The sequence below is a fragment of the Tardiphaga sp. vice304 genome (assembly GCF_007018905.1).
Classification (GTDB): Bacteria; Pseudomonadota; Alphaproteobacteria; order Rhizobiales; family Xanthobacteraceae; genus Tardiphaga.
Window position 1 is genome coordinate 1,086,226 of sequence record NZ_CP041402.1, and the last position, 18,995, is coordinate 1,105,220.

Here is an 18,995-nt window from a genome sequence, read left to right on the forward strand (position 1 = left end):
TCTTTAAGACGCCCATAAAGGAATATCTAATCTCAGTATTCGCGGTAGAAGCGATATGACCGGTAGCGCGGCCGCTCATAGTAACTGCGTGTTTCGGCACGATCGTGTGAATCGTCATGATAGTCGCGCAGAGCGCGGTGATAGGCGCGATGCTCGCCGCGGCTTTCAAAACCCTCGTCATGGGCTCGTTCATGTGAATTCGATAGCTGATCATGAAGCTGTCCATGACCCCCGCCGCCGCGGTCTTCATCATCATGCGCCAGCGCCGGGACGGCAGGAATGCTGAGCATTAACACGACTGATGCGATCAGTGATTTTGATATGGTCATTGTCATCTCCCGTTTAAGTGCTTTGGCATAACGCAGCGACGTCTGCAAAGTTCACTTCATTGATCGTAACTGTTTGTTCTGAACATTTTGGGAACACCCTATTCACCCTGCATTCATGACCATAGGTCCACTGTAGGCTTTTGTATGACCTAGCCTATTCTGCCTTCTGCATTTTGGTGATGGCAATGCCATCGCTGCCGCGCTCTGCCGTGAATTTGACTTTGTCGCCGACCTTCGCGTGTCTCTACATAGAGCGCGTCGTGAATACGATCGAACGTGCTGTCTTAGTCCTATAACTTGAAATAAAGATGCGCTGTGCTCTTGGGAGGCAGATCTTTCAGCATTGCCCTCCATTGGCAGCCGGTAGACAGCACATAGAAGATCGCGTTCAACACCTCGCGTATATCGACCGAACGGCGGCGTCCGCCTCGTCGCGCGGCGGGATCATCGGAGCAACAAGCGCCAAATCCGCGTCACTCAAATCACTGGGATAGCGCAGGCTGCGCCGGTCGGCCGTCAGACGGTGTTCAGGCTTCCCCGCTGGCTGAATGGGATTTGTGAGAAATTCGGCTTTGAAGACTTTAGCCTGGCGAAGTGATATTGCGGTATTCGCGGTGCGCTAAATGGGTATGAAGGTCGTGAAAATCGATGGCGTATATCTCACGCCCTACGACCCAGGGGCTCAATTCGATAAGCGCAAGATGGTATCGCTGCGTCTATCTGCCCCGATGGGTTTCCGGCCTGGGTGAACGAGAGAATAGGCCATTGAGGTCGGAAACCTGCCGGTCGAGCATAGAGAGCTAGCGCAACGTCAAGGAAATGCGCTCCACCACTCCGGCCACTTGACCCTGTGGGGAGTACGCGTCGCCTTCATGATGGTTCGCTGCTCGGCGGGACTAAGTACCCGAACGAGGTTGCCCAACGCACTTTCTACGAGCCAGGGCTCAATGGCCATCCTTCCAGTCTCCCGAAATGGATCTAGTTGTTTCGCCATTCGCAAATACTGCAGTGCGAGAGTGACACTTCCGGGTGTCAAAGAAACACGGATAATAAACCCGAGATCTTGGGCGGTCCCTGCGCGATACTTATTCTTCTCGATTGCTGCCAGGAATTTGCGAGCGATGGTTCCGCCTTTTTCGAGGCTTTTCTTCATCATGACCAGCAACAAGGCTTCAGTCGCCGTAACTCGCCTGCTAAGGCCGTCTTCGCGGATGTCTACCATCTGGCCAAGAACGGCCTCGTAAGGTGCTTCGCTGGCACGACCGCGCGGACGGCCGGCGCAGTTGCCGCTCCTGCCTTTCTTAAAACGGGACGCCGCGGGTGGGCGCTTATACCCAGCATCATTGCTTTTATCGTCTGGCGGAATGCTTTGCGAACTCATTCGTCGGTTCCACGGGGCCAGCGCAAAGAGTCAGCATCTCTAGTGCAGCGCTTAATTTCGTTGCGCTCATTGACGGTTAGGCGTTGACCGCCGCGTCTGTGCCGGAAGGCCGCGTCGACCATCGAAGGCTCGAGAAGCAAATAAGCGCGATCTCGCGCAGGGTATTCTGCTTTCGACTGGTCAACCTTTGCGACTCCGAGGATCTGCAGAGCTGCGTCCGCATTTTCCGAATCTGGCGAGCGACGACGAATTGCCGGTTTGATTGTCTTCTTACTGTTTTTAGCGAACCACGCCTCGCGCTCGATTATCCAGGTGAGTATTTTTTCGAAAGCCTTCATGTCGCCTGCCAAGGCATCGTTATACAACCGCTGTTGAAGTGCTTCCTCCGCTGAAAGTTGGCGCGTCACGCCGTTACGGGTCTCGGTGATGACCTTCTCGACAATGACAGCGAACGCAGAAGATTTTGCAGCACCAGACCCTTTGCGGCGGCCTCCAGGGTTGGCGCTCTGGCCTTTCCGGAACTGCCCGGAGTTTGGTGTTTTATCGGATCCCGACCCGCTCATGACGCCGGCCGTTCGAGCAGCGGTTCGAGGCCCGTTATTGCTGACCAGCGTTCGATCGCCACATCCACATATACAGGGTCGATGTCGAGGCCGCGAAAGCGCCGCCCAGTGCGCTCAGCTGCCAAAAGCGTCGTGCCCGAGCCCAAAAACATATCAAGGACGAGATCGCCACGGCGGGTGACATCCTTGATGGCGTCGGCCACCATCCCGGTCGGCTTAACCGTGGGATGCAGCGCCAGGTCCTGCGATCTGCTGCCACGCAAGGAGTTCACGGAGGCATAGTCCCAGACGTTGGTGCGATTGCGGCCGTGCTTGCCGAGCTCAACCATATTGAGGTGGGGCGCTGTGCCGACCCGGAACACGAAAACCAGTTCGTGCTTGGAACGGTAGAGCGATCCCATACCCGCGTTGGACTTGTTCCAGACACACAGATTCAGGCGATCGCCATAAACTGCCCGACCGACCGCTGACACGTCATCCATATGGCGCCAGTCCATGCAGATGAAGTGGACGGCGCCATCGCGGGAGACGCGTGCCGCGGCACCTAACGTGTCGGTGAGGAACAACCGGAACTCTTGCTCGCTCATCTCGCCAGAGGCCATTGCGAATTCCCGGTGACGGCCGACGGACACTGCGTGACCTCCGATTGCGACGTTATAGGGCGGGTCGAGAAATGCCGCGTCGACGCGCGCTCCATGGCCGATGACGCTCTGCAGGAACGTGCTATCCCGGCCGTCGCCACAACCCACCCGGTGATTTCCGAGAAGCCAGATGTCGTTGAGCTTTGTGTGGGGTGTGGCCGGAACTGGGGGGATGACTTCATCATCCGGATCGACCGCCGAAGCCAGAATCACATCGATTTCGCCCGTCGAAAAGCCAGTCAGGTTAAGATCGATATCGACGTCAATCGACCCAAGCTGAGCAAGTTCCTGCTGCAGAATTTCAACGTCCCAACTGGCGTTGAGCGCAATTTTGTTGTCCGCGATCCGCAGCATACGCTTCTGCGTCTCTGACAGGCCCGGCAAGGTAATGACCGGGACCTCGGCAAGGCCCGCGAGGCGAGCCGCCAGGAGCCGGCCATGACCCGCAATGAGACGACCTTCGGGATCAGCCAAAACCGGGTTCGTAAAACCGAAGGCCTTGATCGATGCGCAAATCTGATCAATTTGCCGCTTCGGATGGGTGCGCGCATTGCGGGGATCGGGCATGAGGTCGCCCACCGGCCGATAGACGATCGCCAGGCGCAACAAAAAGTCGGCCGCAGTAGTTTTCTGATCCAATTTAGAGATCCTGCCAATGACCAGCGGCACGGGGTCGCGCCGCTTCAGCTTAGAAGCGATGAAACGCGGGGCGAGTCGGGTCGACGCAGGGCGGGCCAGGGCAGGGCGGGTCAGGTCAAGACCGGTCAGCTAAGTCAGATCTGAGCGGCCCTGAAATCTCGCATGATTCTTAGTTTAATGTCGCCTGTTGTTCGGTTTCGATTATCGACTAATTGGCAACCGACGCCTGTTATTTCACATAAAATGCCTGTTCTGCGGAATAACAGGAAAGTGCCTGAGCACCTGCCTAACTCAAGGAGATCGCTGAAGAATTTGCGGCTGCCGCCGGCGATAGGTCAGGCCGAAAGCCTGTTATCTACTCGAATTTGTCAAAAATTCCCTGTTATCAGGCTTGCTGACGCAATAACTGGTCGGAGACTGGTTCGCAGCTGACTGCGAGCACCACCATTATGTCACCCTCCTTGAACAGACATTTCGCATCGCAAAACCCGGTCGATCGATCGCGGGCCAGGGGCCGGATGTCGGCCATTTCCGCAACTTTGCCCGTCCGTTGGGCAAATCAGCCCAGGCGCGTCGAAATGCTCGCCAACGCAGCATCGACATTCTATTGTCATGCACAAGCATGGAATAATTGACCGAAAGTGATTCTGGCATGACCCGGCCGGTAATTGGCGTGATCGGCAACGCCTATCGCGTGGAAGATCGCTTCGCGGTGCAGAACGTCGGCGAAGCGAATTTGCGCGCCATCGCCCAGGTCGCGGACGCGCTGCCGCTGATGTTCGCCGGCGCGCCCGACATCACCGACATCGATGCGCTGCTGAGTGTGGTCGATGGCATCGTGTTGACCGGGGCACGGGCAAATGTGCATCCGTCGCATTTCGGCGTCGAGCCGGACATCCGCCATGAGCCCTATGACAATGCCCGCGATGCCGTGGCCCTGGCGCTGGCGTCGGAATGCGTGTCGCGCGGCGTGCCGATCTTCGGCATCTGCCGCGGGTTGCAAGAAATGAACGTTGCTTTCGGCGGATCGCTGCATCCCGAGATCCGCGACATTCCCGGCCGAATCAATCACCGCATGCCGCGCCTTGAGACCGGCGAAATCCATCCCGACCCGGCGATCGTGTTCGCCGACCGCCACGCGGTGCACCTGACGCCGGACGGCACCTTCGCCCATCTGCTCGGGCGCGATACCATCACGGTGAATTCGCTGCACGGCCAGGGCATCGACACGCCCGGCCAGCGCGTCGTCATCGAAGGCGTCGCCGAGGACGGCACCATCGAGGCGATCCGCATCCAGGACGCGCCGGGCTTTGCGCTCGGCGTGCAGTGGCACGCGGAATACGACCCGCAGCTCAACCCGATCAATCGCGCGCTATTCGAGAATTTCGGCGCCGCCGTGCTGGCGCACCGCAAGCGCCGTTAGGTCCTCGCCGGGATCAGGCACCACGCGCTGAGCGCCGAGGCGAGGCAGAGCGCCGCGCCGACCATAGCGGCGCCGCCAAAAGCCGAGATCAGGGCGGGACCGGTGGCGACGAGCACGGCGCCGATCAGCGCGGTGGCGACCAGGCCGCCGGTCCGGGCCACCGCACTGTTGAAGCCCGAGGCCGAGCCGACATGGCGGGCGTCGACCGACATCAGCACCGCCGTGGTCAGCGGCGCCACAGCGCCCGCCATGCCGAGCGCGATCACCAGCATCGCCGGCAGCACGTCGGTGAAATAGTTGGCGCCGTCCCCGATGCGCAACGCCAGCAGGAATCCCAGAGCGACGATGACCGGCCCGATCGTCAGCGGCAGCCGCGGCCCGGTCCGTGCCGCAAATGCGCCGGCCAGCGGAGAAGTCAGCGAGATCACCAGCGGCAGCGGCAGCAGGGCCGCGCCGGCCTGCGTCGCGCTGTAGCCTCCGGCTTCGATCAGCAGATAGGGCACCAGCACGAACAGGCCGCCGAGCGCGCCATAGAGAAGAAAGGTCAGCAGCGACAGCCCGACGAAACTGGCCGAACCGAACAGTGCCAGCGGCATCATCGCGCGCTCGCCCTGCCGCCTCTCGGCCGCGACGAACAGCACCAGCAGCGCCGCGCCGGCCGCGAGCGCGGCCAGCACCCAGCCCGACCAGCCGCGGCTGGAGCCTTCGGTCAGCGCCCAGGTGGTGAGAAACAGCCCGGCGGTGGCCAGCGTCGCGCCGAGGCCGTCGAGCCGGTCGCCGCTAACGGCGCGGTCCGCGGGAACCGAAATCCGCGCCATCACCAGGGCGCCGAGCGCCAGTGGCACATTGATCAGGAACACGTATCGCCAGCTGCCGATGTCGATCAGCCAGCCGCCCAGCACCGGGCCGAGCGCGCCGCCGGCTGCGCCCGATGCCGCCCAGATGCCGATCGCGCGGCCTTTGGCCTCGCCGGAAAAGGTCTGGCCGAGGATCGCCAGGCTGTTCGGCATCAGCATCGCCGCAGCAACGCCCTGAGCGAAGCGCGCCACCAGCAGCCAGATCAGGCTGGGCGCAGCGGCACAGGCGAGGGACGCGAGTGCGAACAGGCCCACGCCGAAAATCAGCAACCGGCGTCGGCCGAAGCGGTCGCCTGCTGCGCCGCCGAGCAACAGCAGCGCGCTGAGCGGCAGCAAGTAAGCATTGATCACCCATTGTAGCTGGCCGGCATCCGCCTTGAAACTCGCTGCAATCGCCGGCAGGCCGACATTGACCACCGACCCGTCGATGAAAGCGAGGCTGGATGCGAGAATGGTGGTGACGATCACCAGATTAGGTCGCGTGCACGGGCCGGCGTGCAGCGCCGTCTGCGCGGCTGCAGCGTCGCAGGGGGCGGGGAGGGCATTGCTCATGACCGACTTGTACGGGATGCTGTGCACCCCGACAAACGGTGCAGATACAACCAATTCCGTTTTTGCCCGGGTTGTGCAAGCATCGCAATAGTCCGGCGCGGGGCATCGCGACGAGCCCCACGCTCATATCCACCGAACCAGGAGACAGCCCATATGAATTCAACGATGAATTCGATCCGTCTTGCCGGCGCCGCGCTCGCGGTCGCCTTCTGCGCCACCCAGGCCCAGGCGCAGGAACTGACCGGCACGCTGAAAAAGATCAAGGACAGCGGTGCCATCACCATCGGCTTCCGCGATTCCTCGGTGCCGTTCTCCTATCTCGACGACAACCAGAAGCCGATCGGCTTCGCCATGGACATCTGCTACAAGATCGTCGATGCGCTGAAGGCCGATCTCAAGCTCCCGAAACTCGAGGTCAAGCTCAACCCGGTCACCTCGGCGACGCGCATTCCGCTGATTGCCAACGGCACCGTGGATCTGGAATGCGGTTCCACCACCAATAATGTCGACCGCCAGAAACAGGTCGCTTTCACCAACACCCACTTCCTGACCGCCAGCCGCTTCGTCTCCAAGAAAACCAGCAAGCTCAATTCGATCGACGATCTGAAGGGCAAGTCGGTGGTCTCGACCTCCGGCACCACCAACATCAAGCAGCTCACCGAGGCCAACGCCGCGCGCAACCTCGGCATCAACGTGATCGCCGCCAAGGACCATGCCGAAGCGTTCCTGATGGTCGAGACCGACCGCGCCGTCGCCTTCGTGATGGACGACATCCTGCTGGCCAGCCTCGCCGCCGGCTCCAAGGATCCGACCGGCTACGTGATCTCCAAGGATGCGTTCTCCAAGCCCGAGCCCTACGGCATCATGCTGCGCAAGGACGACGCGCCGTTCAAGACGGCCGTCGATGCCGCCACCGCAGCGCTCTACAAGAGCCCCGAAGGCGCCAAGCTCTATGACAAGTGGTTCATGGCCAAGATCCCGCCGAAGGGCCTGACGCTCAACGTGCCGATGGGCCCGGAGCAGAAGAAGTCGTTCGAGAAGCCCAGCGATTCGGCCGATCCCGACGCCTACGCAATGTAACCCTTCTGACCTCTCCCGTTGGGGAGAGGTCACCCGGCGAAGCGCAGCGAAGCTGTTCGGGTGAGGGGAGTCGGTGTTTCACTCGCAACCCCCTCACCCGTCTCGAATGACCTGCGGTCCTTCGAGCCACCTCTCCCCGCGAGTGCGGGGCCAGGGAAGAGAGCAATGGCCCGGCCATTGCATGAAGTTTCGATCGGGATATTCGCGGCAGGGGGCGGGGCGTGAACTACAACTGGAACTGGGCTATCTTCTGGGAGCAGACGCCCGAGGCGACCGGCACCTACTTTGCTTCGCTGATGAGCGGGCTCGGCGTGACGATCGCCCTGGCGCTGTGCGCTTGGACCATCGCCTTTGTCGTCGGCTCGCTGATCGGCATCATCCGCACGCTGCCGGGGCGGGTGCCGGTGTTTATCGGCAATGTCTATATCGAGATGTTCCGCAACGTGCCGCTCCTGGTGCAATTGTTCATCTGGTTCTTCGTGGTGCCGGAGATCCTGCCGCAGGAACTCGGCACCTGGGTCAAGCAGCTGCGCAACGGCCCGTTCGTCACTGCGATGATTGGCCTTGGCCTTTATATGGCGTCGCGCGTCGCCACCCAGGTGTCGGCCGGCATCAATTCGCTGCCCAAGGGCCAGCGCATGGCCGGCACTGCGATCGGCCTGACCACGGTGCAGACCTATCGCTACATCCTGCTGCCGCTCGCCTACCGCGTCATCTTCCCGCCGCTGACCTCCGAATTTCTCAACACCATCAAGAACACCGCGGTGGCGCTGACCATCGGCGTGCTGGAGCTGACGGCGCGGGCGCGCTCGATGCAGGAATTTTCCTTCCAGGTGTTCGAGGCCTTCACCGCGGCGACCGTGATCTATCTGCTGCTCAGCGCGGTGGTGACGATCGGCATGCGCTATGCCGAGAAGCGCCTGGTCATCCCCGGCTTCAACGGGGGCAAGGCGTGATGTTCGCAGATTTCGATTTCAACGTCATCTGGCGCAGCCTGCCCTATCTGTTCCGCGAGGGCATGACCTTCACGCTGACGCTGACGGCGATCGCCACCGTCGGCGGCCTGATCCTCGGCACTTTCGTCGCCCTGATGCGGCTGTCGTCGAACATGCTGCTCTCGACCATCGCGGCGAGCTACGTCAATCTGATGCGATCGCTGCCGCTCGTGCTGGTGATCTTCCTGTTTTATTTCCTGATGCCCTATATCGGGCAATGGATCCTGCGCGCCGACGCGCCGGTCCAGGTCGGCGCCTATGCCTCGACCATCGTCACCTTCACGCTGTTCGAGGCGGCGTATTTCTCCGAGATCATGCGTGCCGGCATCCAGTCGATCCCGCGCGGCCAGGTGATGGCCGGCTACGCCATCGGGCTGAACTACCGCGAGGTGACGCGCTATGTCGTGCTGCCGCAAGCATTCCGCAACATGCTGCCGGTGATCTTCACCCAGACCATCGTGCTGTTCCAGGACACCTCGCTGGTCTACGTGCTGTCGATCACCGACTTCCTGGGTGCTGCCTCGAAGGTTGCGCAGCGCGACGGCCGCCTCACTGAAATGTATCTGTTCGCGGCAGTGGTCTACTTCGTGATCTGCTTCACCGCGTCGTTCTTCGTCAAGCGACTGCAGAAGCGCATCAGCATCATCCGCTAATCATGTCCGCATCTCCAACCTTCGGTCGATCCCCATGCCCATGATCACACTCGACAATGTCAGCAAGTGGTACAGCCCGACGTTCCAGGTGCTGAAGAATTGCACCACCAGCGTCGACAAGGGCGAGGTCGTGGTGGTCTGCGGCCCGTCGGGATCGGGCAAATCCACCCTGATCAAGACGGTGAACGCGCTGGAGCCGGTGCAGGCCGGCACCATCATGGTCGACGGGCTCAACGTCACCACGATGAAGAAGGACCTGCCGAAGCTGCGCTCGCGCGTCGGCATGGTGTTCCAGCATTTCGAGCTGTTTCCGCACCTCAAGATCGTCGAGAACCTGATGCTCGGCCAGACCATCGTGCTCGGCCGTCCCGAGGAAGCGGCCAAGGCCAAGGCGATGAAGATGCTGGAGCGCGTCGGCCTCACGGCGCATGCGGAAAAATATCCGGGCCAGCTGTCCGGCGGGCAGCAACAGCGCGTCGCGATAGCGCGTGCGCTGGTGATGGACCCGATCTGCATGCTGTTCGACGAGCCGACCTCGGCGCTCGATCCGGAAATGATCAACGAGGTGCTCGACGTCATGGTCGAACTGGCCAGGGAGGGCATGACCATGATGGTGGTGACCCACGAAATGGGCTTTGCCCGGAAGGTCGCCAACCGCGTGATCTTCATGGACCAGGGCGAGATCGTCGAGGACGCCAACAAGGAAGACTTCTTCGGCAGCCCGCGCAGCGAACGCGCGCAGCATTTTCTGTCGAAGATCCTGGCGCATTGAAGCGCAGGTGGCGGCTGTTTGTCGGAAGCGGTGAACGAGGCGCCGCGATGCGGATGTCCCGGCCGCGGTTTACCGCCTAAAATTTCATCTCTTTTTCCGATTTCTGCACTGCGGCACATTAACGATTGCGTCAGAGTCCATAGGTATCTTTGAACCGTGAGGACGAAGGTCACCGCGCCGCTGATTGAACTCCACCGGTGCGGTCAGGCTTTCGTCCTCGCGGACTATCGCTGACCCCGGCTGCCTCGCCCGCTGCCCCATCCTGTCCGAGGGACTGAACGTCCACTAACGGCCAACCCGGCGCGATTCATCGCGACTGGCCGGTTCATCTATTCGCCTGTGCCTCATGCCCATTCCCGAAAGAATTTCGAAATGATCAAGATCAACAGCGTCGGCAACAAGCTGGGTCTGGCCGGGTTGCTCGGCATCGTGCTCTCGGTGGGCGTGGTCGCCAACCAGATCCGCACCGAAGCCGCCATCACCCAGGCCAACCGCCACGCCGACGTGCAGCAGACGATCGCCGACTATGCGCGGAAGGTGGAATCCGAGCTCGGCAACATGCGGCTGGCCAACCGCGCGGTGCGAATGGCGATCACCACCAAGGAAATCGAAAAGAGCGAAATCGATCGCGGGGCTGCCAAAGCGGCGCAGGACAAGAGCGTGGATGCGGCGCTCGTGCTCGCCGTGAAGCCTGAGACCCGGGAACGCTTTTCCAGCATCAAGGCGCTGGTGGCCGAGTATGCTGCCGGCTCCGGCGAAACCATCGCCCTGCAGAAAAAGCTGCTCGATATCTACCGGACGCGCAACGTCGCTTCGCTGGACTGGGATCGCCACCTCGAACAGTTACGCGGCACCACGGCCGTGACCGAAGCGGCGACCTGGCCGGAGCTCGATGCGCAGCTTCAGAAGGCGGACATCGCCATCAACGCGGTGCGTGCCGCGGCCTGGCGCTATGCGACCATGAACGAGGCGCCACAAAAGGCGCTGATCACCAAATACAGCTCGGCTTTGACCAATGCCCTGGCACGCGCCAGCGTGATGGATGATACCCCGCTTGTCGAAGCCGGTCTGGTCCAGCTCGGCAACGACGTGAAGAAATTTCTCGCCGGCACCAGTGAAGCCATCAACAACAACGACCAGAAGAGCGAAATCACGCGGACGAAAATGGTGCCTGCGGCTGCCAAGGCGTCGGAACAGGTGACGGCGGCGGTGGCGGAGGCGCAGGACGCCGTGATGGCGGCGCGGTCGGAAGCGGTTGAGCAGTTGGTCCGATCGGGGCATGTCAATGCCGCACTCGGCATCGCCGTCGTGCTGGTGCTGGTCGGCAGCATGCTGTTCTCCGTCGTCGGTGTCGCCCGTCCAATGACCAGGCTGAACCGAGCGATGGCCAGGATGGCGGCGGGCGAGCTCGACGTCGTGATCCCCGGCGCCAAGCGCGGCGACGAAATCGGCGACATCGCCAAGACGGTAACGGTGATCCGGGCCAACGCCGAGCAGCAGGCGCGCGACGAGTCGGACGCGCGGATCGAACTCGACACCGCCGCGGCCGCCGGTCGCAAGCGCGAGATGGTGCAGTTGGCCGATGATTTCGAACAGGCCGTCGGCAACATCGTCGAGACGGTGTCGGCCGCCTCGACGCAGTTGGAAGCCTCGGCCGGTTCGCTGACCTCCACCGCCGCGCGGTCGCAGGAACTCACCGTTGCCGTGGCCGTGGCCTCGGAGGAGGCGTCGAACAATGTGCAGTCGGTGGCCACGGCGACCGAACAGATGGCCTCGTCGGTCAACGAGATCAGCCGTCAGGTGCAGGAATCCGCGACGATCGCCAGCCAGGCGGTCGAGCAGGCGCGCAAGACCAATGACCGCGTCGGCGAACTGGCCAAGGCCGCAGCGCGGATCGGCGACGTTGTCGAACTGATCAACACCATCGCCGGACAGACCAATCTGCTGGCGCTGAACGCGACCATCGAGGCTGCGCGCGCCGGCGATGCCGGACGCGGCTTCGCCGTGGTGGCTTCCGAAGTGAAGGCGCTGGCCGAGCAGACCGCGAAGGCGACCGGCGAGATCAGCATGCAGATCACCGGTATTCAGGCCGCGACACAGGAATCGGTGGGCGCCATCCGCGAGATCGGCGACACCATCGGCCGGATGTCGGAGATTTCCTCAACCATCGCGTCCGCGGTCGAGGAACAGGGCGCGGCGACGCAGAAGATATCGCGCAACGTGCAGCAGGCCGCCCACGGCACCAAGCAGGTGTCGGACAACATCACCGACGTGCAGCGCGGCGCGTCCGAGACCGGCTCTGCGTCGTCGCAGGTGCTGTCGGCCGCGCAGTCGCTGTCCTCCGACAGCAACCGGCTGAAGATGGAAGTCGGCAAATTCCTGAGTGCGGTGCGCGCGGCCTAGGTACCAGCACCATCGCGACCAAAGCCGGCGCATGCGCCGGCTTTTTCGTATGCAAACGATTATTTGTTCCGGTCGGTCTCCACATGCCTTTTTAAAGTATCCGCGTATATGTGCTGCACCGCTTATTTACCGTTGAGAGGCAAGGTGCGTTCAATAATACTGATCGGTTCCGTTTTCAGGCGAGCGTCTCCAGTTAGAAAAACCAGATTGATCGCAACCAGCCAACGGTCGAAAACCGAGGGACTATTGAATCATGCTCTCCCAACTCTCCATCCGAAACAAGATCACGATCGTCATTGCGCTTCTCCTTCTCGGCATGACAGGCATGGGTCTGCTCGCCGTCAGCCGGATGCAGAGCATCAATGCCAGAGCGGTTGAGATCCAGAGCATCTGGCTGCCGAGCGTGCAGGCGCTGGGCGAATTGCGCACCGGCGTGACGAACTATCGCAGCGTGCTGCGCGGCCACCTGCTGTCGGAGACCGCCGAAGGCAAGGCCGCTGCAGAGCAGCGGCTCGAGGCGCAGGTACAGCGCAACAACAAGACCAGGCAGGCCTATGAAAAGTTGATCGGATCGGCCGAAGAGCGCGAGACCTACGCCAATTGGGCCAAGGAGTGGGATGCCTACAAGGCGATTGCTCAGCAGATCATGGCGTTGTCGCGCAGTGCCGGCAGTGGATTTCCGCGCGAGGCCATCAAGCTGAACGAGGAGCAGGCAATCCCGCAGGGGGAGGCGGCGGACAAACTTCTGGAGACCAACGTCGAGCTGAACAACAAGGGCGCCAAGAAAGCCGGCGACGCCGCCACCAACGAATACAATTCAGCCTTCATGTTGCTCGCCGTTATTCTCGGCATCTCTGCAGTGCTCGGCATCGGCATCGGCATCTATCTGGTGCGCGACGTCTCCTCGGGCATCGCCTCGATCGTCAAGCCGATGCAGGCGCTCGGTGCCGGTGATCTTTCGGCAGAGGTGCCGCATCAGGGCATCAAGACCGAGATTGGTTCGATGGGCGACGCGCTTCAGGTGTTCAAGCAGGCCCTGATCGACAAGAAGGCGGCGGACGCGGCCGCGATGGTGGAAGCCGAGGCCAAGATCGAACGCGGACGTCGCGTCGATGGCATCACCAGCAATTTCGAGGCGATGATCGGTGAGATCGTCGATACCGTGTCGTCGGCCTCGACCGAACTCGAAGCCTCGGCCGGCACGCTCACGGCCAACGCGGAGCGTTCGCAGCAATTGACCACCGCGGTGGCTGCGGCCTCGGAAGAAGCTTCCACCAACGTGCAGTCGGTGGCCTCCGCCACCGAGGAGATGGCCTCGTCGGTCAACGAGATCAGCCGTCAGGTGCAGGAATCCGCGACGATCGCCAGCCAGGCGGTCGAGCAGGCGCGCAAGACCAACGACCGCGTCGGCGAACTCGCCAAGGCCGCAGCGCGGATCGGCGACGTCGTCGAACTGATCAACACCATCGCCGGACAGACCAATCTGCTGGCGCTGAACGCGACCATCGAGGCCGCGCGCGCCGGCGAAGCGGGCCGTGGCTTTGCCGTCGTGGCATCGGAGGTAAAGGCGCTGGCCGAGCAGACGGCGAAAGCCACCGGCGAGATCAGCACCCAGATCTCAGGTATCCAGGCCGCGACTCAGGAATCGGTCAGTGCGATTCAGGAGATCGGCACCACCATCGGCCGGATGTCGGAGATTTCCTCAACCATTGCCTCGGCTGTGGAAGAGCAGGGGGCTGCGACGCAGGAAATTTCCCGCAACGTGCAGCAGGCCGCGCAGGGCACGATGCAGGTCTCTGCCAACATCACCGACGTGCAGCGTGGCGCGTCCGAGACCGGCTCGGCGTCGTCGCAGGTGCTGTCCGCGGCGCAGTCGCTGTCCTCCGACAGCAACCGGCTGAAGATGGAAGTCAGCAAGTTCCTGAGCGCGGTGCGCGCGGCGTAACTTCACGCACTCGCCGCTCTTGATCTCGACATGCCCGGCGTTGTCCGGGCATGTTTCTTTGCGGAAGACATTCATCGGTTTGCGCGTGCTCGCCGGAAACTTCAAAAACCGCGACGTTGCGCAGTCAACGGCCTGGCCGTGTGGTTGGGTTCTCACGTACCACCTGTTAGTCCAATTCATTACATCAGCGTTACGTTAAGTAACGCTTCTTAATGCTCTCCACGCATATTCATACGTCGAACGGCGAAACGCGACCGTCGGTTCTGCCACACAGGATTTCAAGAAAATTAGTTCACGCGCCGCGAATGTGCGCCAACGGTCGAAGACCGAAGGATTCCAGCATGCTTTCGAACCTTTCCATTCGTGCCAAGATCACTGTCGTGATCGCCTTTTTGCTGGTCACCATGACTGGATTGGGGCTTCTGGCGGTCAGCAAGATGCTGGCGATCAACGCCAGCACCGAGGATATCCAGAACAACTGGCTGCCCAGTGTTCGCTCGCTGGGATCGGTCCAGGCCGGCACGATGACGTATCGCACGACGGTCCGCGCGCACATGCTGGGTGAAACGGCTGCCGATAAGGAAGCGCAGGACAAACGGCTGGCGACGACCGTGACGGAAATCGCCGATGCTCGCAAGAAATACGAAAGATACATTTCCTCGGCCGAGAAGCGTGCTCTGTATGATGCCTGGAGCAGGAAGTGGGACGAGTAAATGGCGGGTGCTGCGGAGGTCATCGCGATCTCGCGTGCCAGCGTCGGCAAGGGCGTTCACGATGCGCAGACCCTGAATAAGACCAAGGTCAATGAGATCGGGAAGGCTGCCGACACCATTCTGGAGCAGAACATTGAATTCAATGATAGAGGGGCCGCTGCGGCAGGCAAAACCGCCGCGGAAAACTTCCGCTCGGCCGTGCTGCTGATGTCCGCCATTCTGGTTGCAGCGGCGGTGATCGGCATCGGCGTCGGCATCTATCTGGTTCGCGACGTCTCCTCGGGCATCGCCTCGATCGTCAAGCCGATGCAGGCGCTCGGCGCCGGTGATCTTTCGGCAGAGGTGCCGCACCAGGGCATGAAGACCGAGATCGGCTCGATGGGCGACGCGCTGCAGCTGTTCAAGCAGGCTTTGATCGACAAGCGCGCCGCCGACCAGGCCGCAATGGTCGATGCCGAAGTCAAGATCGAACGCGGCCGTCGCGTCGATGGCATCACCGCCAATTTCGAGGCGATGATCGGCGAGATCGTCGATACCGTGTCGTCGGCCTCGACCGAACTCGAAGCCTCGGCCGGCACGCTCACGGCCACCGCGGAGCGTTCGCAGCAATTGACCACCGCGGTGGCTGCGGCCTCGGAAGAAGCTTCCACCAACGTGCAGTCGGTGGCCTCCGCCACCGTGGAGATGGCCTCGTCGGTCAACGAGATCAGCCGTCAGGTGCAGGAATCCGCGACGATCGCCAGCCGGGCGGTCGAGCAGGCGCGCAAGACCAACGACCGCGTCGGCGAACTCGCCAAGGCCGCAGCGCGGATCGGCGACGTCGTCGAACTGATCAACACCATCGCCGGACAGACCAATCTGCTGGCGCTGAACGCGACCATCGAGGCCGCGCGCGCCGGCGAAGCGGGCCGTGGCTTTGCTGTCGTGGCATCGGAGGTAAAGGCGCTGGCCGAGCAGACGGCGAAAGCCACCGGCGAGATCGGCATGCAGATCACCGACATCCAGGCTGCGACGCAGGAGTCAGTGGGCGCGATCCGCGAGATCGGCGACACCATCGGCCGGATGTCGGAGATTTCATCGACCATCGCGTCGGCTGTGGAAGAGCAGGGGGCCGCGACGCAGGAGATCTCGCGCAACGTGCAGCAGGCCGCCCACGGTACCATGCAGGTCAGCGTGAACATCACCGACGTACAGCGCGGCGCGTCCGAGACCGGCTCTGCGTCGTCGCAGGTGCTGTCCGCGGCGCAGTCGCTGTCCTCCGACAGCAACCGGCTGAAGATGGAAGTCGGCAAGTTCCTGAGCGCGGTGCGCGCGGCGTAGTTTTTTCCCTCTCCCCCAAGCAGCGAAGCTGCGCAGGTGGGAGAGGGGAAGAAAAAGCGGTCGCGTAGCTACTTCACATTCGACAGCACCAGCGTCGCGACGTCCATATACGTCTTTACCAAGGGCGCCACGACGCGGTGCGCCGGGGTCTTCGATACCAGCGTGTCGTGCAGCACCAGATGGTCGATGCCGGTGGTCAGGAAACAGGCCATCGCGTCGCGCGGGGTCTCGACGATCGGCTCGCCCTTGACGTTGAACGAGGTGTTGAGCAGCACCGGCACGCCGGTCAGCGCCTCGAACTCCTTCAGCAGCCGATAGAGTTTCGGGTTGGTATCTTCCGTCACCGTCTGCACCCGCGCGCTGCCGTCGACATGCACGATCGCCGGAATCCGGTTGCGCCACTCCGCGCGTACCGGCTTGGCGATCAGCATGAAGGGGGAGTCTTCTTCGCCCTCGAAGATTTCATGCGCGCGCTCGGCGAGAACGATCGGTGCGAACGGGCGAAACGGCTGGCGGTGTTTGACGCGAGAGTTCAGCGTGTCCTTCATCTCCGGCCGGCACGGGTCGGCGAGCAGGCTGCGGTTGCCGAGCGCGCGCGGGCCGAATTCCGAGCCGCCCTGAAACCAGCCGATCACCTGCTGGTCGGCGAGCAATTTCGCGGTATCGCGGCAGATGTCGTCGCTGCGCACCGCCCGGGTCTGGGCCTTCACCAGCGTGCGCTGCGTTGCTGTCTCGACGTCGGCATCGGGATAGGTACGGCCTGTGTAGGAGTGTTTCATCACATAGCCGCGCGGCTGCTTCAGTATTTCGAGCCAGCCGTAATAGGCGCAGCCGATCGCGATGCCGTTGTCGCCGGCGGCGGGCTGGATCCAGACCTGGTCGAAGCCGGCCTCGCGCGCGATGCGGCCATTGGCGACGCAGTTCAGCGCCACGCCGCCGGCGATGCAGAGATTGCGGGCGCCGGTGCTCTCGCGCAGCCAGCGCGAGCGCGCCAGCAGCACCTTTTCGGTGTCGTCCTGCACGCGCCAGGCGAGGTCTTCCCAGTGCCGCATCGACGGATGCGTCTCCCATTTGATGTCGCTGTCGGCCACGTAGGGCTGGTTGTAGGCCGGCGACCAGCGCGGCACGGTGAGCCGGTTGTCGGCAATTTCCATCAGCGACGGCACGACGTCGCGGCGGCCATAGGGCGCCAGCCCCATCAACTCGCCGCATTTGTTCCAGTCGCCGAACACATAGGTCGAGGCACGGCTGTACAGCGCGCCGAGGCCCGGCATGTTGTAGAACTCGTCGCTGAGGAAGCCGCGGTCGGGCTCCATCCAGACCTTCTTGAGGCAGTCGAGCCGGCTGCCGTTGAAAGTGTAGTAGCTCTCGGATTCGCGTGCCAGCTGCGAGCCGTCGTCGTCGTCGGGGCAGGTCTCCATGGCGTCGGCGCGGTAGCTGCCGACGCCGTCGACGATCATGATGGCGCCCTCGTCGAACGGGCACACCGCAAACGCGCTATAGGCATGCGCGAGATGATGCGAGATCGTCACGACCCTGTCGCGCGCGCGATACAGCGGATGCTTGACCGCGTCGGACCGCTCGTATTCCGGCAGGAAGCCCGACATGTCCTGGTAGACTAGCCGGTCCTCCATCTCCGGCACCGGCAGGATGTAGCAATTGCTCACCACCAGCTCGACGTCTTTCAGCGTGATGCCCTCGGCGTCCAGGCAATAGTCGATCACCTCCTTGTAGAAGCCGGTGGCGTGCTTCTCGCGGGTGATGCGCTCCTTCTCGATCGCATAGACGATGACGCCGTCGCGCAGCAGGCAGGCGCTGACGTCGTGATCGTAGGTATTGAGGCCGAGGACGTATCTGGGTGTGGACATGGGTGAACTTCTGCGAGGGCGCGGGGTGACGAGTATCGGAAATGATCGGCTGCGCACGCAAGGGCGATGCCGTTCATGTTGATGAACAGATTCAACGATAAAATGTGCAGGGCAACATGAAGCTCCGATGAACGGCACGCCGGTTCTACGCTGATGTCTGCGCTGCAAGCGCCTTGACCGCTGTGCAGGCTTGATCTTATTCTCAAAAGATCGATGCGACGCCACGCGACGGCCGTATTGCTGTTTCGATTTGAACGCGGCTGAAGATCACTTTGGCTACTGATCATTGATACTGGAAGCTCGCAAAGATCGCTTCCCACACACTGGGAGATCCCAAGAATGGCTCACACAACATCGACCAAGCGCCCTAATATGGTGACCCGCTGCCTGGCGGCGATGGCGCTGATATCGGTCTATTGCGTCGGCATCATCGGCGCCTCCACCGTGATGTTGACGGCGACCAGCACCTCGGCCAATGCCCAGCGCGGTCGTGGTGGTGGTGGCGGCGGACGCGGCGGTGGTCGTGGCTTCGGTCGCGGCGGCGGCTTCCGGGGTGGTGGCTACGGCTATCGGGGCGGTGGCTATGGACGCGGTCGCGGCTATGGCTTCTACGGCGGTCCGCGCATCGTCGCGCCTGGCTGCTATTTCAGCCGCCGCTGGGGCCGGGTGGTCTGCCCGTATTAAACCCGGCTTTGCGACGGCACGCGACCTGAGAAGACAAGCCATGTGAGAAAGAGTGCGCCGGGCAACCGGCGCACTCTTTCTTGCGATCATGAAAAAATCGCGGCGTGTCACGGCGGTGACGGTTTGACGCCAGCTTGGCAATCGGGGATCATGCGCCTGCATCATCGCGCCTGCTGT

At 62.2% G+C, this 18,995-nt stretch carries 14 protein-coding genes and 2 pseudogenes; 9 read left to right on the forward strand and 7 right to left on the reverse strand.

The window, feature by feature from the left end; translation table 11 throughout:
• Nucleotides 1–32: 32 nt before the first annotated feature.
• From FNL56_RS05170 to FNL56_RS05195, 5 genes and pseudogenes are all read right to left on the reverse strand, one after another.
• Entirely contained in the window at nucleotides 33–329 is a 297-nt protein-coding gene (locus tag FNL56_RS05170) for a hypothetical protein (protein ID WP_143577572.1), read from the reverse strand.
• Nucleotides 330–622: 293 nt separating this feature from the next.
• Nucleotides 623–879 (reverse strand): annotated as a pseudogene (locus tag FNL56_RS28135) (transposase); the annotation flags it as partial.
• Between the two features lie 261 nt (nucleotides 880–1,140).
• On the reverse strand, nucleotides 1,141–1,710 hold the full coding sequence (locus FNL56_RS05185) for a DUF5681 domain-containing protein (protein ID WP_143577573.1): 570 nt from the start codon (nucleotides 1,708–1,710) through the stop codon (nucleotides 1,141–1,143).
• Nucleotides 1,707–2,273, reverse strand: a complete 567-nt coding sequence (locus FNL56_RS05190; protein ID WP_143581813.1) for a DUF5681 domain-containing protein — start codon at nucleotides 2,271–2,273, stop codon at nucleotides 1,707–1,709. The genes FNL56_RS05185 and FNL56_RS05190 overlap by 4 nt, the downstream gene beginning before the upstream one ends.
• Nucleotides 2,270–3,553 (reverse strand): site-specific DNA-methyltransferase, encoded by a 1,284-nt coding sequence (locus tag FNL56_RS05195; protein ID WP_246661622.1) that lies wholly within the window; start codon nucleotides 3,551–3,553, stop codon nucleotides 2,270–2,272. The genes FNL56_RS05190 and FNL56_RS05195 overlap by 4 nt, the downstream gene beginning before the upstream one ends.
• 652 nt (nucleotides 3,554–4,205) lie before the next feature.
• Here FNL56_RS05195 and FNL56_RS05200 point away from each other — a divergent pair.
• Nucleotides 4,206–4,976 (forward strand): gamma-glutamyl-gamma-aminobutyrate hydrolase family protein, encoded by a 771-nt coding sequence (locus FNL56_RS05200; protein ID WP_143571850.1) that lies wholly within the window; start codon nucleotides 4,206–4,208, stop codon nucleotides 4,974–4,976.
• Here FNL56_RS05200 and FNL56_RS05205 read toward each other — a convergent pair.
• Nucleotides 4,973–6,385 (reverse strand): DHA2 family efflux MFS transporter permease subunit, encoded by a 1,413-nt coding sequence (locus tag FNL56_RS05205; RefSeq protein WP_143571851.1) that lies wholly within the window; start codon nucleotides 6,383–6,385, stop codon nucleotides 4,973–4,975. The genes FNL56_RS05200 and FNL56_RS05205 overlap by 4 nt on opposite strands.
• 165 nt (nucleotides 6,386–6,550) lie before the next feature.
• On the opposite strand from FNL56_RS05205, the gene FNL56_RS05210 reads away from it, so the two are divergent.
• From FNL56_RS05210 to FNL56_RS05240, 7 genes and pseudogenes are all read left to right on the forward strand, one after another.
• Nucleotides 6,551–7,465, forward strand: a complete 915-nt coding sequence (locus FNL56_RS05210; protein WP_143576025.1) for an amino acid ABC transporter substrate-binding protein — start codon at nucleotides 6,551–6,553, stop codon at nucleotides 7,463–7,465.
• A 221-nt stretch (nucleotides 7,466–7,686) separates the two neighbouring features.
• Nucleotides 7,687–8,421: an amino acid ABC transporter permease gene (locus FNL56_RS05215; RefSeq protein ID WP_143571852.1), complete on the forward strand. Its 735-nt coding sequence runs from the start codon at nucleotides 7,687–7,689 to the stop codon at nucleotides 8,419–8,421.
• Nucleotides 8,421–9,113, forward strand: coding sequence for an amino acid ABC transporter permease (locus FNL56_RS05220; RefSeq protein ID WP_143571853.1), 693 nt, complete (start codon nucleotides 8,421–8,423; stop codon nucleotides 9,111–9,113). Before FNL56_RS05215 ends, FNL56_RS05220 begins: the two co-directional genes overlap by 1 nt.
• Nucleotides 9,114–9,153: 40 nt before the next feature.
• Complete coding sequence (locus FNL56_RS05225) at nucleotides 9,154–9,885, forward strand: amino acid ABC transporter ATP-binding protein (protein WP_143576026.1); 732 nt, start codon at nucleotides 9,154–9,156, stop codon at nucleotides 9,883–9,885.
• Between the two features lie 372 nt (nucleotides 9,886–10,257).
• Entirely contained in the window at nucleotides 10,258–12,288 is a 2,031-nt protein-coding gene (locus tag FNL56_RS05230; protein ID WP_210245469.1) for a methyl-accepting chemotaxis protein, read from the forward strand.
• Nucleotides 12,289–12,541: 253 nt separating this feature from the next.
• Entirely contained in the window at nucleotides 12,542–14,233 is a 1,692-nt protein-coding gene (locus tag FNL56_RS05235; protein WP_143571854.1) for a methyl-accepting chemotaxis protein, read from the forward strand.
• A gap of 341 nt (nucleotides 14,234–14,574) precedes the next feature.
• Nucleotides 14,575–16,266: pseudogene (locus FNL56_RS05240) on the forward strand (methyl-accepting chemotaxis protein).
• A 68-nt stretch (nucleotides 16,267–16,334) separates the two neighbouring features.
• Here FNL56_RS05240 and FNL56_RS05245 read toward each other — a convergent pair.
• Nucleotides 16,335–18,134: a carbamoyltransferase family protein gene (locus FNL56_RS05245; protein ID WP_143577575.1), complete on the reverse strand. Its 1,800-nt coding sequence runs from the start codon at nucleotides 18,132–18,134 to the stop codon at nucleotides 16,335–16,337.
• Between the two features lie 339 nt (nucleotides 18,135–18,473).
• Here FNL56_RS05245 and FNL56_RS05250 point away from each other — a divergent pair, with 339 nt between their 5' ends.
• Nucleotides 18,474–18,818: a hypothetical protein gene (locus tag FNL56_RS05250; RefSeq protein ID WP_143571857.1), complete on the forward strand. Its 345-nt coding sequence runs from the start codon at nucleotides 18,474–18,476 to the stop codon at nucleotides 18,816–18,818.
• Nucleotides 18,819–18,995: the final 177 nt, after the last annotated feature.

Bases quoted from the DNA above. Each gene is read 5' to 3' on its own strand.
- FNL56_RS05205 (WP_143571851.1), bottom strand. From the start codon at position 6,385: ATGAGCAATGCCCTCCCCGCCCCCTGCGACGCTGCAGCCGCGCAGACG.
- FNL56_RS05230 (WP_210245469.1), top strand. From the start codon at position 10,258: ATGATCAAGATCAACAGCGTCGGCAACAAGCTGGGTCTGGCCGGGTTG.
- FNL56_RS05250 (WP_143571857.1), top strand. From the start codon at position 18,474: ATGGCTCACACAACATCGACCAAGCGCCCTAATATGGTGACCCGCTGC.
- FNL56_RS05245 (WP_143577575.1), bottom strand. From the start codon at position 18,134: ATGTCCACACCCAGATACGTCCTCGGCCTCAATACCTACGATCACGAC.
- FNL56_RS05170 (WP_143577572.1), bottom strand. From the start codon at position 329: ATGACCATATCAAAATCACTGATCGCATCAGTCGTGTTAATGCTCAGC.
- FNL56_RS05185 (WP_143577573.1), bottom strand. From the start codon at position 1,710: ATGAGTTCGCAAAGCATTCCGCCAGACGATAAAAGCAATGATGCTGGG.
- FNL56_RS05210 (WP_143576025.1), top strand. From the start codon at position 6,551: ATGAATTCGATCCGTCTTGCCGGCGCCGCGCTCGCGGTCGCCTTCTGC.
- FNL56_RS05220 (WP_143571853.1), top strand. From the start codon at position 8,421: ATGTTCGCAGATTTCGATTTCAACGTCATCTGGCGCAGCCTGCCCTAT.
- FNL56_RS05235 (WP_143571854.1), top strand. From the start codon at position 12,542: ATGCTCTCCCAACTCTCCATCCGAAACAAGATCACGATCGTCATTGCG.
- FNL56_RS05200 (WP_143571850.1), top strand. From the start codon at position 4,206: ATGACCCGGCCGGTAATTGGCGTGATCGGCAACGCCTATCGCGTGGAA.
- FNL56_RS05190 (WP_143581813.1), bottom strand. From the start codon at position 2,273: ATGAGCGGGTCGGGATCCGATAAAACACCAAACTCCGGGCAGTTCCGG.
- FNL56_RS05225 (WP_143576026.1), top strand. From the start codon at position 9,154: ATGATCACACTCGACAATGTCAGCAAGTGGTACAGCCCGACGTTCCAG.